General features: G+C 69.7%; 12 protein-coding genes and 2 pseudogenes. 7 read left to right on the top strand and 7 right to left on the bottom strand.

The features are described 5' to 3' along the window. Positions 1-62: 62 nt before the first annotated feature. Positions 63-1391, bottom strand: coding sequence for a DUF2252 domain-containing protein (locus ACWD6R_RS27980; protein ID WP_451821238.1), 1329 nt, complete (start codon positions 1389-1391; stop codon positions 63-65). Between the two features lie 202 nt (positions 1392-1593). Here ACWD6R_RS27980 and ACWD6R_RS27975 point away from each other — a divergent pair, with 202 nt between their 5' ends. Then, positions 1594-1836 (top strand): recombinase family protein, encoded by a 243-nt coding sequence (locus ACWD6R_RS27975; protein ID WP_451821237.1) that lies wholly within the window; start codon positions 1594-1596, stop codon positions 1834-1836. Further along, positions 1727-2226 (top strand): annotated as a pseudogene (locus ACWD6R_RS27970) (RNA-guided endonuclease InsQ/TnpB family protein); the annotation flags it as partial. The gene ACWD6R_RS27975 and the pseudogene ACWD6R_RS27970, both read left to right, overlap by 110 nt. A gap of 135 nt (positions 2227-2361) precedes the next feature. Here ACWD6R_RS27970 and dnaE read toward each other — a convergent pair. Further along, positions 2362-5904 (bottom strand): DNA polymerase III subunit alpha, encoded by a 3543-nt coding sequence (dnaE, locus tag ACWD6R_RS27965; RefSeq protein ID WP_451821249.1) that lies wholly within the window; start codon positions 5902-5904, stop codon positions 2362-2364. 643 nt (positions 5905-6547) lie between these two features. Here dnaE and ACWD6R_RS27960 point away from each other — a divergent pair. Then, positions 6548-6895: pseudogene (locus ACWD6R_RS27960) on the top strand (DNA polymerase III subunit alpha); the annotation flags it as partial. A gap of 90 nt (positions 6896-6985) precedes the next feature. Here the strand turns inward: ACWD6R_RS27960 and ACWD6R_RS27955 are convergent. After that, complete coding sequence (locus ACWD6R_RS27955) at positions 6986-7165, bottom strand: hypothetical protein (RefSeq protein ID WP_393305241.1); 180 nt, start codon at positions 7163-7165, stop codon at positions 6986-6988. A 223-nt stretch (positions 7166-7388) separates the two neighbouring features. Here ACWD6R_RS27955 and ACWD6R_RS27950 point away from each other — a divergent pair, with 223 nt between their 5' ends. From ACWD6R_RS27950 to ACWD6R_RS27935, 4 genes are all read left to right on the top strand, one after another. After that, complete coding sequence (locus tag ACWD6R_RS27950; protein WP_451821236.1) at positions 7389-8654, top strand: NYN domain-containing protein; 1266 nt, start codon at positions 7389-7391, stop codon at positions 8652-8654. A gap of 91 nt (positions 8655-8745) precedes the next feature. Continuing rightward, complete coding sequence (locus ACWD6R_RS27945) at positions 8746-9720, top strand: ABC transporter ATP-binding protein (RefSeq protein ID WP_451821248.1); 975 nt, start codon at positions 8746-8748, stop codon at positions 9718-9720. 19 nt (positions 9721-9739) lie between these two features. Continuing rightward, positions 9740-10633, top strand: a complete 894-nt coding sequence (locus ACWD6R_RS27940; RefSeq protein ID WP_451821235.1) for an ABC transporter permease — start codon at positions 9740-9742, stop codon at positions 10631-10633. Between the two features lie 34 nt (positions 10634-10667). Then, positions 10668-11402 carry an ABC transporter permease gene (locus ACWD6R_RS27935; RefSeq protein WP_451821234.1) on the top strand — a complete coding sequence of 245 codons (735 nt, stop codon included), beginning with the start codon at positions 10668-10670 and terminating at the stop codon, positions 11400-11402. Between the two features lie 612 nt (positions 11403-12014). Here ACWD6R_RS27935 and ybaK read toward each other — a convergent pair. The 4 genes from ybaK to ACWD6R_RS27915 form a co-directional block, all read right to left on the bottom strand. Continuing rightward, positions 12015-12524 carry a Cys-tRNA(Pro) deacylase gene (gene ybaK / locus ACWD6R_RS27930; protein WP_451821233.1) on the bottom strand — a complete coding sequence of 170 codons (510 nt, stop codon included), beginning with the start codon at positions 12522-12524 and terminating at the stop codon, positions 12015-12017. A 17-nt stretch (positions 12525-12541) separates the two neighbouring features. Further along, entirely contained in the window at positions 12542-13291 is a 750-nt protein-coding gene (locus ACWD6R_RS27925; RefSeq protein ID WP_451821232.1) for an LON peptidase substrate-binding domain-containing protein, read from the bottom strand. A 5-nt stretch (positions 13292-13296) separates the two neighbouring features. Next, entirely contained in the window at positions 13297-14334 is a 1038-nt protein-coding gene (locus ACWD6R_RS27920) for a hypothetical protein (protein ID WP_451821231.1), read from the bottom strand. 232 nt (positions 14335-14566) lie between these two features. After that, positions 14567-16180 carry an oxidoreductase gene (locus tag ACWD6R_RS27915; RefSeq protein ID WP_451821230.1) on the bottom strand — a complete coding sequence of 538 codons (1614 nt, stop codon included), beginning with the start codon at positions 16178-16180 and terminating at the stop codon, positions 14567-14569. Positions 16181-16190 lie beyond the last annotated feature (10 nt).

Here is a 16190-nt window from a genome sequence, read left to right as displayed (position 1 = left end):
CGAGAGTGTGCCATGTGAACCTGTCAGCGCCGCCTAAAGGGGGTGTGGCACCGCGAGGAGACCTACAGCCCCGGGATGCGGCCGTTGCGGAAAAGATCCACAAAGATCTGGTGGTCGGCGCGGGCCCGGGCGCCGTAGCTGTGGGCGAAGTCCACCAGCAGGTCGGCGAAGCCCTCCTCGTCCGCCGCGATCGCCGCGTCGATCGCCCGCTCCGTGGAGAACGGCACCAGCGAGTGGCCGCTCTCGTCGTCCGCGGCGGAGTGCATCGTCGCCGTCGCCCGGCCGAGGTCGGCGACGACCGCCGCGATCTCGTCGGGCTCGTCGATGTCGGACCAGTCCAGGTCCACCGCGTACGGCGAGACCTCGGCGACCAGCTGACCGGCACCGTCCAGCTCGGTCCACCCCAGCCACGGGTCGGCGTGCGCCTGCAGGGCGCGCTGGGAGATGACCGTGCGGTGCCCCTCGTGCTGGAAGTAGTCGCGGACGGCCGCGTCGGTGATGTGCCGGGAGACCGCCGGGGTCTGCGCCTGCTTGAGATAGATCACCACATCGTTCTCCAGGGCGTCGCTGTTGCCCTCCAGAAGGATGTTGTACGAGGGCAGCCCGGCCGAGCCGATACCGATGCCGCGACGGCCGACGACGTCCTTCACCCGGTACGAGTCGGGGCGGGTCAGGCTCGACTCGGGCAGCGTCTCCAGATAGCCGTCGAACGCCGCCAGCACCTTATAACGCGTCGCCGCGTCCAGATCGATCGCGCCGCCGCCGTCCGCGAACCGGCGCTCGAAGTCCCGGATCTCCGTCATCGAGTCGAGCAGCGAGAACCGGGTCAGCGACCGGGCGTCGCGCAGCGCGGCCAGCAGCGGCCCCTCGGCGGTGTCCAGCGTGAACGGGGGCACTTCGTCGTTCTTCGCGCCTGTTGCGAGCGCGTGGATCCGCTCGCGGTAGGCCGCCGCGTAGACCCGGACGAGCTCACTGATCTGGTCGTCGCCCAGCGCCTTCGCGTACCCGATCAGGGCGACGGAGGCGGCGAACCGCTTGAGGTCCCAGGTGAACGGGGCTACGAAGGCTTCGTCGAAGTCGTTCACATTAAAGACAAGGCGGCCATTGGCATCCATGTAAGTGCCGAAGTTCTCGGCGTGCAGATCGCCGTGCACCCACACCCTGCTGGTTCGTTCGTCCAGATAGGGGTCCGAGTTCCTCGTCGAGCCGAGATCGGCGTAATACAGGCAGGCCGTGCCCCGATAGAACGCGAACGCTGATGCGGCCATCTTGCGGAACTTGACCCGGAAGGCGGTCGGGTCTGCGGCCAGGAGCTCTCCGAAAGCGGTCTCGAAGACCGCGAGGATCTGCTCCTCGCGTTCAGTGTCCGAGACTTCGAAGGTGCTGCGCATTGCCGGCCTGCTTCCTTGGTTGATGACGGGGTCTTGCCGTATGTCCTCCTGCTGAGAACGCCGGAGGCGCCGCATCAGTGCCCGGGCCCGGGAAGTACGGCCGCAGTCACTGATTCGGGTGACGTGCGGGTGATTTCACCTCAGATGGTCCGACCTTCGCAACAGTCATGGATGGGTGCATTGGGGTGACCGGAGGGAATCCATGAACGTCTTGCGTGCGGTGATCTACGTGAGGCTGTCGCGAACCACGGAATCGAGTACTTCACTGGCCAGGCAGGAGGCGTCATGCCGGGCCTATGCGGAACGACAGGGCTGGACCGTCCTGCGCGTGTTCCAGGACAGCAACGTGTCGGGCGGGGCGTCGCCGGGGGAGCGCCCTGCACCGCAAGGTCCGCCGCCAGCGGCTCGACCACGCGCACAAGACCGCGCTCGGCCTGGTCCGTGAGTACGACTTCATTGCGCACGAAGACCTCAAGATCCGCAACATGAGCAAGGCCCCCGCACTCAGGCCCGATCCCGAGACGCCGAGCAGCTTCCTGCCCAACGAGGCGGCTGCCAAAGCGGGATTGAACCGTTCGATCGCTGACACCGGATGGGGGTGTTCCTCGCGATCCTGAACACAAAGGCTGAAAGCGCCGGGCGGGAAGTGATGGCCGGGGACCCCCGCAACACCTCCCGCACGTGCCCCGAGTGTGGACACACCACGAAGGAGAACCGGCCCACACAGGAGAAGTTTCGCTGCGTCAGCTGCGGCCACACCTCGCACGCTGACACGGTGGGAGCACTCAATGTTCTACGGGCCGGGCCGGTCCGTCGCGACTCCAACCCGGCATAGCGAGAAGCCACTCCCTTCACGGGGTGGAGGAGTCACGAATGGGAGAAACGGGCCTGGGCCTGTAGCAGGCCCGCTCTGCCGCAGCACGGGCACGGCGGCAGTTCGTCGAGTTGGAGGAGGATCTCCTCGGGGCGCTCACGCCACGCCCTGCCAGGCGTCGGGGCCGAAGGTGCCCTTGATGTCGGAGGCGACCGAGGTCGGGTCCACCAGGAATCCCAGCTCGTACAGGATGCTCTTCGCGGGCGTCTGGACCCGCATCCGTACCGGACTCTCGCCCTTGTGAGCGGTGAGGATGCGCTTCAGCTCGGCGACCGTCGGATCGTTGATCTTGTGGGCGGGGAACGACAGCATGACCGGTGGCCGGCCGCCGCTCTCTGCCGAAGAAACATCCAGCACCTGGATCTCCTGCCCAAAGATACTGACCGCCCCGTCACGGTCGTTGAGGCGTCCTTGGACGGAGACGACGGAGTCGGGGATCAGGGCGTGCTGGACGAGGGTGTAAGTGGCCGGGAAGAACAGGATCTCCATCTCGCCGTCACGGTCCGCGAGGTTGATGATCGCCCAGGGGTTGCCCTGCTTGGTCATCCGGCGGTCCACGCTGGTGATGAGTCCGGACAGCTGCAGGACGCCTTCCGTGCGGCCTGAGCCGAGGAGTTCGCTGATCGTGGTGTCCCGGTTGCGGGCCAGGATGTGCTCGGTACCGTCCAGCGGGTGCGCGGAGACGTACAGGCCGAGCATCTCGCGCTCTGCGGCCAGCAGTAGCTTGCGTGGCCATTCGCTGTCATCGATGGGGAAGTCCAGGCCGAAGACCGGATCGTCGCTGTCGCCACCGAGATCGCCGAACAGGTCGTCCTGCCCGATCGCGGCCTGCTTCTTCACCGGGATGATCGCGTCGATGGCGTCCTCGTGCGCGGCCGACAGTCCCTTGCGGGTGTGCTGGAGGGAGTCGAAGGCGCCGGCCTTGATCAGCGATTCGACGGCCCGCTTGTTGAGGGCCCCGATATCGGCCTTGTCGAGGAAGTCGGAGAAGGAGGTGTACTTGCCCTTGGACTTGCGGGAAGCCACCAGGGACTCGATGACGCCTTCACCGACGTTACGCACCGAACGGAGCCCGAACCGTACGTCGTCGCCGATGGCGGTGAAGTTGGCGACGGACTCGTTGATGTCCGGCTGGAGTACCTGAACGCCCAGCTTCCGAGCGTCAGCCAGGTAGATCGCTGCCTTGTCCTTGTCGTCCCCTACGGAGGTGAGGAGTGCGGCCATGTACTCGGCCGGGTAGTTCGCCTTCAAGTAGGCGGTCCAGTACGAGACAAGCCCGTATCCGGCGGTGTGGGACTTGTTGAACGCGTACCCGGAGAAGGGGAGCATGACGTCCCACAGCGCCTTGATGGACTCCTCGGAGTACCCATTATTCCGCATACCGGCGTGGAACTTGTCCCATTCGGCGGCCAGAACCTCAGGCTTCTTCTTGCCCATGGCTCGACGCAGCAGGTCGGCGCCGCCCAGGGTGTAACCGGCCAGCTCTCGCGCGATGGCCATGATCTGCTCCTGGTAGATGAGCAGGTGGAAGGTGTTGCCGAGGATGCCTTCCAGGGCGTCCTTCAGCTCGGGGTGGATCGGCTCGATTTCCTGGCGGCCGGTCTTGCGGTGTGCGTAGTTGGTGTGTGCGTTCGCCGCCATGGGACCCGGCCGGTACAAAGCGAGGGCGGCCGCGATGTCTTCGAATCGGGAGGGTTCCATCAACTTCAGCAGCGTGCGCATGCCGCCGCCGTCGAGCTGGAACACGCCGAAGGTGTCGCCGCGGGCCAGGAGCTGGAAGGTAGTGGCGTCATCCAGCGGGATCGGCTGGGCGCCGTCCTGCGGGACCGTGTCGGTGGTGATGTTGATGCCGCGGTTTTCCCGGATGTTCTGGATCGCATGATCGATCACACCCAGGTTCCTAAGCCCCAGGAAGTCCATCTTGACCAGCCCCATGTCCTCACAACTGGGGTAGTCAAAACCGGTGATCTTGACGCCGTCCTTGGCGCGCATGTGGAGCGGAATACGGTCGGTGAGCCGTGTCTTCGACAGGATGACCGCGGCCGCGTGGACGCCGGTGTTACGGATCAGGCCCTCGACGCCCTTGGCGCCGTCGATGACCTTCTTGACGTCCGGCTCGTTCTCGTACATCTGCCGGATCTCGCCGGCTTCCCCGTAACGGGGGTGGCTCTCGTCGAAGATCCCGTTGATCGGGATGGACTTGCCCATCACGTCCGGCGGCAGGGCCTTCGTGATCCGCTCACCGTGGCTGAACGGGTAGCCCATGAGCCGCGACGTGTCCTTGATCGCGTTCTTGGCCTTGAGCTTGCCGAAGGTGTTCACCATGGCGGTGAACTCGTCGCCGTACTTGTCGACGACGTAGCGCACCATGCGGTCACGGTGACGGTCGTCGAAGTCGAGGTCGACATCCGGCGGGTTGATGCGCTCGGGGTTCAGGAACCGCTCGAAAAGGAGACCGTGCTCCAGCGGGCACAACTCGGTGATACGGGTGGCGTACGCGACGATTGAGCCGGTCGCCGAGCCACGGCCCGGGCCGACGGGGATCTTCTGGTCGCGGGCGTACTGGCAGATGTCAGCGACGACGAGGAAGTAGCTGGAGAAGTTCATCGGGCCGATGACTGACATCTCGGTCTCGAAACGCTCCAGGACCTCGGACGGGATCGGGTCGCCGTAGCGCATCGCGAGGCCCTTGAGGCACTCCTTGCGCAGCCAGGACTCCTGCGTCTCGCCCTCGGGAACGCCGGGGAAGTTCGGCATCTCGTCGACGTTCTCGAAGACCGATGCGTACGACTCGATGCGCTCCGCGATCAGCAGAGTGTTGTCGCACGCCTCGGGGATCTCGGAAAAGAGCTCCCGCATCTGAGCAGCGGTCTTGAGGTAGTAACCGGTGCCGTTGAACTTGAACCGGCCCGGGTCGTCCTTGTTCTTGCCCACGCCGATGCACAGCAGGTTGTCGTGCGCGTCCGCGTGCTCTTCGAGAACGTAGTGCGCGTCATTGGTGGCCAGCAGCGGGATGTCGAGATCCTTAGCCAGACGCAGCAGGTCGGCGCGGACATTGCGCTCCAGGTCCAGGCCGTGGTCCATCAGCTCCAGGAAGTAGTTTTCCTTCCCGAGGATGTCCTGGTACTGGCCTGCGATTTCCCGGGCCACGTCGTACTGGTTCAGGCGCAGCCGGGTCTGGATCGCGCCCGAGGGGCAACCGGTCGTCCCGATGATCCCCTCGGCGTGCTCAGAGATCAGTTCCATGTCCATGCGCGGCTTGCCAGCCGGGAACTGGCCCGTGTACGACGCTTCCGTCGACATGTAGAACAGGTTCTGCAGTCCCTTGACGTTCCGTGCCCACATCGTCATGTGGGTGAAGCGGCCGCCACCGGAGACGTCCTTCGAACCCTCGCCGTCGTCCGACATCGCCCGCACACCGCCGGGCCCCCAGAACTCCTGCTTGCGGTTCCGGCGCGAGGACGGGGCGACGTACGCCTCGATCCCGATGATCGGCTTCACGCCCTTGAAGCCCTTGGCCACCTGTTGGAACTCGTACGCTCCGAACATGTTGCCGTGGTCGCTCATCGCGATGGCGGGCATGCCCTGACGCTCGACCTCGGCGAACATCGGCTTGAGCCGCTGAGCACCGTCGAGCATCGAGTATTCGGTGTGATTATGCAGGTGAACAAAGCTGTCGGCCACCGGTTAGGCACCTCCGAGGAAGGGTCTTGGGAAGCCTCCACCCTAACCCTCAAGCCCCCTCCGGAACGCCGTTCCCGCCTCCCCGCCGAGTGATTGGAAACGGGGCAAAGCAGCGACCTCGCACGATCGCTCAGAGTCCCCGTAAATCTGCCTAGCGTAGCCATCTCGTGATCGGCTGGGCAGCAACCGGGGCTGTCGGTGGGAGCCCATAGGGTGGCGGCTGTGACGAGCGAGATCCCCGAACAGCAGCCCACGGTCGACGACCTCGCCAAGCTCATCCCGGCCGTCATCGCTGACGACGATGCCGACCCTGAGCTTGTGGCAATCGGCGAGCGCTACTGGGCCCTGGCTGGCTTCGCCCCCGACTACGGCACTCCCGTGTGGTGCGAGAAGGCCACAGACATCGACACCATCGGCTGGGGCCGCCAGATCTACGCCGTCGCCGCGGCCGGCGTCCGGGCCGTCGTCCCCGGCCGGAAGTGTCCTCAGTGTGGCGGGCCGCTCAGTCTCGCCTCTCGGACCGCATGCATCGATCTCTGCCCGCACCGCCCATGCGGGCGCTCCCATCTGCTCGGCCTGGTTCACGGCGATCCGTCGGTCCACCCAGCTCGTCGAGGACACCGTCGTCTTCGTCAAGGGACGGCTCGACAAGCGCGAGGACATTCCGCGGCTGGTCGCCATGGAGATGCAGGTCCCCGACCTCTCGTCGGCCGGGACCAACGCACCGGTGGTGCTCACCATCCCGACGGTCAGGATCACCCCGCCGATGGTCGCCCGCCTCGGCGAGGTGCTCAGCAACCACCGCGGCAACACCGAGGTACGGATCAAGCTCCAGGGCCCCCGCAAGACCACCGTCCTCTGGCTCGACCGGCACCGGGTCCAGCCCGACCCGGCGCTCTTCGGTGACCTGAAAGTGCTGCTCGGCCCGTCCTGCCTGGCCGGCTGAGCGGCCGCCGCAACGCACGGGAGAGGCGCCCCGCGCATGCGGGAGCGCCTCTCCCGGCTACCGGCCTGTGGCCGGACCGGAGTTGACCGGTCAGTTGTGGCCGAAGCGCCGCTGGTGCTTACGGGCAACATCAGCAGGGCTGCCCTGGGCTTGCGACTGGGACTGGGTCTGCGACTCGTAAGCCGTCGACTTCGTCTCCTCCGCGCCGCGCTCCGGTATGGACGCGCGGTTCTGCTGGCTGCCCTGCTTGCGGTTCTTGTTCTTGGCCATGGTGTTCCTCCTGTGCGGAATCTCGGGGCCAGGACCGCTGTCAGATTCACATACCGGCATATACAGCGCATGTTGGATCATTACCGTGCGTAATGAGGGGGTATCATGCGCCGTTTTCCGCATCCGCCACGCCGATGATCGAGTTCCGGCCGTCAACCCTCACGCCGTCGGGCAGACTTCGAGGAAACCCTGAGCAGAAGCCATTCCCGAATTCTGGAAGAGGGTGGAACGCGTGGACCGTTGCGTCGTCCTGGTGGACGCCGGCTATTTGCTGGGCGCAGCCGCGAGTCTGCTGGCGGGAGAGCCCGCCCGTTCCCGCATCACCGTCGACCATGCGGCGCTGATTCAGGGCCTGCGCGAGCGAGCCGAAGCCGATACGGGGCAGCCGCTGCTGCGGATCTACTGGTTCGACGGCGCCCCCGACCGCGTACCGCAGCCCGAGCACCGCAGGCTGCGCGTCATGCCCCGGGTGACCGTAAGGCTCGGTGCGCTCACACGCAGTGACGGGCGCTGGGCGCAGAAGGGCGTCGACGCCGCCATGCACGCCGAACTCACCGAACTGGCCAGGAACCGCGCCTGCTCCGATGTCGTCCTGGTGACCGGCGACGGCGATCTGCTGCCCGGACTGATGTCCGCGAAGGAACACGGCGTGGCTGTCCATCTCTGGGCCGTGCAGGCCGCCGACGGCGACTACAACCAGTCCGAGGACCTGGTCGCCGAGGCCGACGAGCGCCGGGTGCTCGACCGAGCCTGGATCACCCAGGCCGTGCGGGCCAAGGACAACGGCGGCAGCTGCGCCCCGCCCCCCGCACCCCGCCCCGAGATCGCCGCGATCCTCTCCGCGCCGCTGCCCGAGGCAGCGCTCGCCGCCTCCGCCGAACGCGCCTCGGAGGCCCAGGCGGCCGCCGCCCGCGACGGCGCGGCGGCGCCCACCGGCGAGGACACCGCGCACGCCCCGGCCGCGCACGGCGGCAAGGGCGTCCCCACCCCCAAGGATCTGGCGGGCACCCTGCGCGGCCCCGGCACCCCGATCGCTGCCGCGCAGCCCGCGGCGCAGCCCCCGGCGACCGCGACCCTGCGCTGGTCCTCCGACAAGGGCTGGATGGAGCGCGGCGGACCGCTCGGCGAACCCGCCGAGACCGCCTCGCTGCCCACTCTCGCCCAGCTCACCTCCGCCGAGCAGCGCTGGGCGGACCGTGAGGAGGACATCACCACGGTCGGCGGTGACCCGTTCGAGGTAGGTCAGGTCTTCGCCCGGCGCTGGATGGAACGGCTGCCGGAGACCGTCCATCTGCAGAAGCTGTCCACCATGTATCCGCGGATCCCGCACCGCATCGACGGCGAGCTGCTGCGGTACGCGGCGCGGTTCGGCCTGCTCGCCCACAAGGACGACCAGATCGACGAACACGACCGATACGCGATCCGGGCGGGTTTCTGGCGTGAGATCGACGTACGCGCGGCGGCCGAACACGCCCCCGCGGTGGAGTAGTCCGGCAGCCCGGGCGCAATAGGAGGCGTCCGACCCCGTACCCTCGTACCTCGTGACGGGCACAGCACAGGCGCAGACGGCGACCGGGACCGTGTGCGCGGTGCGTGATCTGGTCAAGACCTATCCAGCCGCCCGCGGCCGCCGCGGCACACCCGCCACCCCCGAGGTGCGCGCGACCGACGGGATCAGCCTCGACGTCCGACGCGGTGAGATCTTCGGACTTCTCGGGCCCAACGGCGCGGGCAAGTCCACCCTCGTACGCCAGCTCACCGGGCTGATGCGGCCCGACTCCGGCAGCGTCGAGATGCTCGGGCACGACCTCGTGCGCCACCCCGAGCGGGCCTCCCGGCTGATCGGCTACCTCGGGCAGGAGTCCACGGCCCTCGACGAGCTGACCGTTTCGCTCGCCGCCGAGACCACCGGGCGGCTGCGCGGACTCGCGGTACGGGAGGCCCGCGCCGCGCGCGACGCCGTACTCGAAGAACTCGGCCTCACCGACATCGCGGCGCGCCCCCTGAAGAAGCTCTCCGGCGGGCAGCGGCGGCTCGCCTGCTTCGCCGCCACCCTGGTCGGGGAGCGGCCGGTCCTCATCCTGGACGAGCCGACGACCGGGATGGACCCCGTCGCCCGGCGCGCCGTCTGGGCCGCCGTCGACCGGCGCCGCGCCGAGCGCGGTACGACGGTGCTGCTGGTCACCCACAACGTCATCGAGGCCGAGACCGTCCTCGACCGGGTCGCCGTCCTCGAACGCGGCAAGGTCATCGCCTGCGACACGCCCACCGGCCTCAAGGAGCGGGTGGCGGGCGAGGTCCGGGTCGAGCTGGTATGGCGCGACCGCGCGCCGCTGGACGTTCCCGAGGTGGCCGCGCTGCGGGAGTCCGCGCAGGAGTCGGGGCGCCGCTGGGTGCTGCGGCTCGGGCCGGAGGAGGCACGGGCAGCGGTCGCCGCGGTGACCGGCGGGGCCGCGTTCGCCGCACTTGACGACTTCACTCTGGCGACGCCGAGTCTGGAGGACGTCTACCTGGCGCTCGGCGGGGACGCTACACAGGGGCTGGTGAAGGCATGACCGCGGCGATCGGGTACGGATGTACGGCCGGGCAGGGACCGAACGGGAGCAGCACCAGGTGACGAGCAGTGTTCCTGCGGAGGCGGCCGGGGCTCGGACGACGGCCGGAAGCGGTTCTCCCGCCGGGGCCGGGGCCGAGGACCGCCTCGGTGGCGTTGTCGCGCCGCTCGCGCCGCGGGCCCGGCTGTTTCCCTCGCTCGCGGCCGTCTACCGCGCCCAGCTGTCCCGGGCCAGAGTCGCCCGGATCCCGCTGCTCTTCGTGGCGACCTTCCAGTCCGTCGGGATCATGATCCTGATGCGCGGGGTCGTCGACGGCGGCTCCGAGGCACGGGCCGTCGTCGCCGGATCCAGCGTCCTCGTCGTCGCCTTCGTTGCACTCAATCTGCTCGCCCAGTACTTCGGACAGCTACGGGCCGGCGGCGGGCTCGACCACTACGCCACCCTGCCGGTGCCGCCGGCCGCGGTGGTGCTCGGTGCGGCGGGGGCGTACGCCTCCTTCACGGTGCCCGGCACGATCGTCACTGCGGTCACCGGGAGCGTGCTCTTCCAGCTGCCGATGACGCATCTGTGGGTGCTCGTCGCCGTCATTCCGCTCGCCGGGGCAGCGCTGTCCGGGCTGGGCGCCGCGCTCGGACTGCTCGCGCCCCGGCAGGAGCTCGCCACACTGCTCGGACAGCTCGGCATGTCGGCGGCGCTGCTGCTGGGGGTGCTGCCGGCCGGCCGGATGCCCGCGCCGATCGGCTGGGCGCGCGATCTGCTGCCCTCGACGTACGGGGTCGAGGCCCTGTCGCGGTCGTTCGACGCCCATCCCGACTGGGCGGTCGTCGTCCTCGATCTTGCCGTCTGCGCCGTCGTCGGTGTCCTCTCACTGGCCGTGGCGACCTGGGCGTACCGCAGGGCAGCGGTCCGGTGAGGCGCGGCACAGGGGCGCCTGGCACGATGGCACGGTGACCGCACCTCTGACACCGCCCGACCAGCCCTCGCCCAATGACCCCTGGCAGACGCCGCCGAAGGGCGGTGGCTCCGGTCCCGGGACCCTCCTGGGGTCTCAGGAGGAGCGTGATTCGCGGGCGGATCTGCGGCGGGCGGCCGTCGTCGCCGTCCTGCTGACGGTGGCGGGCCTCGGGCTCGGACTGCTGTGGCTGTGGCTGTCGCCGCGGGTCCCGCTGATCTCCGACAGCCATGCGGTCTTCCTCAAGGACAGCGAGGGCGAGGAGGCGATCGGGAGCGACGGGACGTTCGTGCTGCTCGCGCTCGCGTTCGGGGCGGTGTCTGCGGCGCTGGCCTTCTGGTGCCACCGACGTGGCGGGATCGCGCTGGTCGTGGGGCTCGCCCTGGGCGGGCTGCTCGGGTCGCTGGTGGCCTGGGGGGTGGGCGTCTGGCTCGGACCGGAACGTGATGTGGTCGCCCATGCGCGTGAGGCCGGCAAGGGCGTGGTGTTCGATGCGCCGCTCGACCTGCATGCGAAGGGTGCGTTGCTGGCCTGGTCGCTGGCGGCGATGGTCGTTCATCTGGCGCTGACCGCGGCGTTCGGGCCGCGGGATCCGGAGCCGGAGTGGGGAGTCTGGGGGGTGCCGGGGGCTGGGCCGGGGGGTGCGGGCTCGGCGGGGTCCCCGTCCTCGCCTTCGCCTTCGCCTTCGCCTTCGCCTTCGCCTTCGCCTTCGCCTCCGGCGGAGCCGTAGGGAGCGGGGCGGGTGGGGCTACGGGGGTAGGGCCGCTGCGCGGGACCTCACCGTTCCTTGGCGGTGAGCGGAAGTGAGTCCGCGCACTGGCGCGCCCCGAACGGTCTTGGGCGCACTGGTCGTTCGCTTTCACCTCAGGGCGGCGACACGGATCCTGTCCGTGGTCCGGTCCCGGAAGGGCGGAGTCCCTCACGACCTGGCCAGATGGGTGCGGTCAGTGACGACGGGGAGGCCCTGAACCATCTCGCTGGTGAAGCAGGGGCCCCGCACGCCGGCACCGCACCCGGTGTCCCAGCTCGCCCGGTCAGGCTAGCGCGGTCTTCCCGGCCCACCGCAAGCCCATCAACCGACCGTCACACGATCGAGCTAAAACGACCTCGTGCATGCTCCCAGCCAAGCAGCTGTCAACCCCACCCCGCCCCGTCCCGCAGCCGGGGCTCTGCCCCGGCCCCCGGTCATCAATCGCCGGACGGGCTGGATGTGACGCCGGGCTGGAAGTGACCTGGGGCTGCGCATGCCCCTGGGATTGGAAGCGACCCTGGGCTGCGAATGCCCTGGGGCTGAGAGTGCCCCGGGGCCGCGTGTGCTACGCCCGGCCGATGGCCGCGAATGCTACGCCCGGCCGATGGCCGCGAACACCGCCCCCGTCAGCGAAGCCAGATCCGTCGGGGCCAGTTCCACCTCCAGGCCGCGGCGGCCCGCCGATACGCAGATCGTCTCGTGGGACTGCGCCGACTCGTCCAGCACCGTCGGCAGCCGCTTCCGCTGGCCCAGGGGGGAGATGCCGCCCCGTACATAGCCCGTCGTGCGTTCCGCCGCCGCCGGGTCCGCCATCGCGGCCCGCTTGCCGCCGACCGCCGCTGCCAGGGCCTTCAGGTCCAGGGTGCCGGCCACCGGGACGACCGCCACGGTCAGGGTGCCGTCCACGTCGGCCACCAGGGTTTTGAAGACCCGGTCGGGGGAGACGCCCAGCGCTTCCGCCGCCTCCTCACCGTACGAGGGGGAGGCCGGGTCGTGCTCGTACGCGTGGGTCGTGAAAGGGGTGCCCGCCCCGGTCAGGGCGACCGTCGCCGGAGTGCCGCCGGAGCCGGACTGCTGGTTCTTCTTCGGCTTCTTTGCCACGGGGCAGGGTCCTCGCATCAGTTGGGGTGGGTCGGCGCCCTGGTCAGGTCGACTGCGGGCAGGGACGGCAGGTGCCGGATGACGGCCGTCTCGGAGCGCAGGAGCATCAGTTCCTCGCGCAGGCGCGTCGCCGTGTCCGGGGCCTGCAGCAGTCGCTGCTTCGACGGGATGTCGAGGACCGCGGCGGCGGCCACCAGGTACGAGACGACCGACGGGTCGTCCGGCAGTTCCGCGCCCGTCGTCAGGGAACGCTCGCTCGCTCCGGCCAGTCGCTTCTGGTAGCTGCGGAACGCCCGCAGTACGCCCTCGGCAAGCGCGCCCGCCTCGTCGCCGGCGTCCTCGTCGAGCTCTTCGACCTCGGCCGTCAGGTAGGGGCCGCTCGCGTCGACCGAGAGCAGCTTGACCCGGGTGGTGCCGGTTGCCAGGACCTCGAAGCTGCCGTCCGCGCGTTCCCGGATCTTTGCCGCGTCCGCGACACAGCCGACCCGGTGGAACGTCTGGATCGGGTCGGGGCCGAAGCCGTCCGCGGGACCGCGCCCGGTGGCGGAGGGCACCGTGGTGGCGTCCGGCATTCCGGCGGCGGTGGGAGCGATTTCGCGGCCGTCGCGGATCGCGACGACGACGAAGCGGCGCGGTTCGTCCTCATCGGTCTTCAGCAGCTCGCGCATCATGGCGCGATACCGCTCCTCGAAGACGTTGAGCGGCAGCACGAGGCCGGGGAACAGCACCGCGTTCAGCGGGAAGAGAGGCAGACGAGCGGTGGTCACAACGGTCAAGCGTAATGGCCGCGCGACCCGCCGTGGTCGGCCCGGTACCGCAAAGGCATCCCGGATGCCACCTGGAGGCGTACCCCGTCCCGCGCGTCCAGGAACTGGCCGAGCGGATCGTCGGAGACCGGCGACCACGGGAACGACGTCGCATGGGGTCCGATCAGCCGGAACTGTTCCAGCGCCTCGTCCCAGCGACCCCGGACGACCAGCACGTACGCCAGCAGATTGCGGACCTCGGCCGGCCACGGATCACCCGGCTCGTACGTGGCGGACAGCGCGACCGCCAGATCCGCGGCCCTGTCGATCCGCTCCTCCAGCACCGATGTGGTCCGTGCCCCGGGGCCGGCGCTCAGCAGCGCGAACGCGGCCCGCACCGGCAGCGCCTGCACCAGCGAGCTGGGCAGCGAGTCCTCGGCGGCCTGTTCGGCGAAGTCGAAGCACTCGCGGTGCGAGCCGTACCAGGCGGCGGAGAGGTACTGCAGCGCCGCGACATGGCAGCCGTAGTGGTGCGAGGAGCGCCGGACGGCCTGCTCCCACAGCGCCTCGAAGGCGGTGTGCGGGGCATGCGTGCCGCGGGCGTGGTCGAGCGCGAGCCGCCAGGGCACCGGGTCGCGCGGATCGCTCTCGGCCGCCGCGGTGATCAGTGGTGCCACGTCGCGCAGCTGCTCGGCGCGGGCCGGCGACTCCCAGGCCCGCCGGACCGCCAGTTCGGCCTTGACGAGCAGTGCGTCCGGGTCGTGCGGGGCGGCGGCGAGCCAGTCGGTCAGCCAGCTGTCGCGGTGGCGGGCGAAGGTGACGAGCCGGCCGAGGTAACGGTCGCGGTTCTCCCACTCGGCGGCGTCCCGGGTGGTGGCGAGGAGCTTGGCGGCCGGCTCGTACTCCCCGAGGGCGGCGGCGACGAGCGCGGGGGAGAGCCGCTCGTCGGGGGCGTCGAGCAGCACCGTATCGTCCGCAGGCAGTCCGGCGGACAGCTGTGGGGCGTGCCGGATCATGCGCGCGGTACGGAGTAGGGCGCGAAGGAATGACATGGTGCAGATCATTGAAAAGCGCTGGTCGAGGCGGCGCCAGAGGGGCGCTGTGAAGCTTTGGTGCCGAGTGCACGGGTTGCCCTGAGCGAGGTCAATAAAGAGTAAAGGATGGGGTGGGATCCGGCTTGATTATTTTGCTCCGGTGGTTGGTGTCCGTGCTGGTCGGCCGGGGGAGAACGGTCGTCGGAGTGTCCGCCGGGCCCTTGTCTGCGGGCCGTGGGCGGCCCGTCCCGGCCGTGCCCGGTCAGCCGCGGCGCAGCAGCCTGGACGCGCCCGCCGCCACCGTCGTGGCCAATATCCACCCCAGCAGCACCAGTGCTGCCGCCGCCCACTGCCAGCCGCCCTCCATCCGCCAGTACCCGTCCTGCCCGAGGTTGATCACGGGCACCAGCAGATCCAGCGCGTACAGCGCCGCGTTCCACTCCGGGTGTTCGTCCCGCTTGATCGCCGCCGGCTCGTACTGCGAGAAGGCCACCGCCCCGGCCGCCCACAGCACCGCCATCCACACCGCCGCCCGCCCGGGCCGGTAGCCGTACGCCACCGTCCAGTCCTGCAGGATCCCCCACAGCTTCGCGGCGGGCGGCAGCGTCTCGCGCCGGCGCCGCTGCTTGGCGAGCAGCACCTCGCGGGCGTCCGCGTCCTCCCCGCAGTTGCGCAGCACCGTCGCCAGCCGTTCGTACGGCTCCGGTACGTACTCGGGGGTCGCCGCCGCCAGCCACTCCAGGCGGCGGGAGAGCGGGAAGTGCCCGTACGGGACGAGGTTCTCGTAGACGAAACCGCCCATCGCGAGCCCGCCCGGCCCCGGCCAGCTGGTCGACACGTCGATCAGCGTGACGACCTTCGCGCCGTTGAGCACGACCCGGCCCTCCTCCGGGCGCTCCGCGTTGAACCGCAGCTCCGGGGCGACGATCCGGCGCAGCGACAGCTCCTCGCGGGGCGCCAGCACGAACCTGGCCTTGTGCAGGTCGACCGCATCACCGAACCGCCCGTCGTCCAGCCGCACCCCGCCGCGGCACTCGAAGACCTGCGCCCGGGTGCCGTGCGCCGGGGCCTGGGCCTGGGCCTGGGCCCTGACGATGCCGTACGGGGGAGTGGTGCCCGGGTTCCCCGTGTCGACGCTGACCCACGCCTCGGTCATGTACAACGTCCGCTCCACCGTCAGCTGCGGGGCGTTCAGTGCGCGCCGGCCACGCCCCGCCCGCAGCCGGCTGCCGCGCAGACTCAGCGAACCGCCGACCTTCGCACCGCGCAGACTCAGCTCGCCACGTGTCTCGACCATCTCCGCCTGCAGGTCCTGCGCGACCGCCAGACCGTCCCCGGCGAGCGCCCGGCCCTGCCGGTCGGCCCCGAGCTCAATCTGGTTGAGCAGCAGGTCGGTGCCGATATGGGCGTCGGTGAGCCGGATCCCGCGCTCGATCCGGCAGCGCGGCAGATGCAGATCGCCCTCGGTGCGCAGTCGCGCCGCCTCCAGCCGCGGCGCCGCGCAGCCGACCATCCGCAACGTCGTGAAGTGACACTCCGGCAGAACCACCTCCTCCTCGAAGCGGCAGCCCGTCAGCTCCACGTACGGAGCGACACGCCCGCCCGCGAGATCGAGTGTCCCGGTGATCCGTACGCCCCGGAGCTTCAGCGCGGCGACCCGTCCCGGCCGGGCGGGCGGCCCGCTCAGCAGCAGCCGGGCGACGACACGGGCGTCCACACTGCGCTCGGCGCCCCAGACCGTCGGCGCGAACGGGTCGTCCCGCATCGGGTCGCGGGCGCGCAGATCGTAGGTGCTGCCGTTCCGGAACGCCCGCCACATGCCCAGTTCCGCCGCGCTGAGGCTGTCCGGGATCTCGCTGTCCTGCGGTTCGGTCACCGGGGCCCCT

Source organism: Streptomyces sp. NPDC005151, from assembly GCF_053599875.1.
Note: the sequence above shows the minus strand (reverse complement) of the source record. Positions and strands in the feature narration are given on the sequence as shown.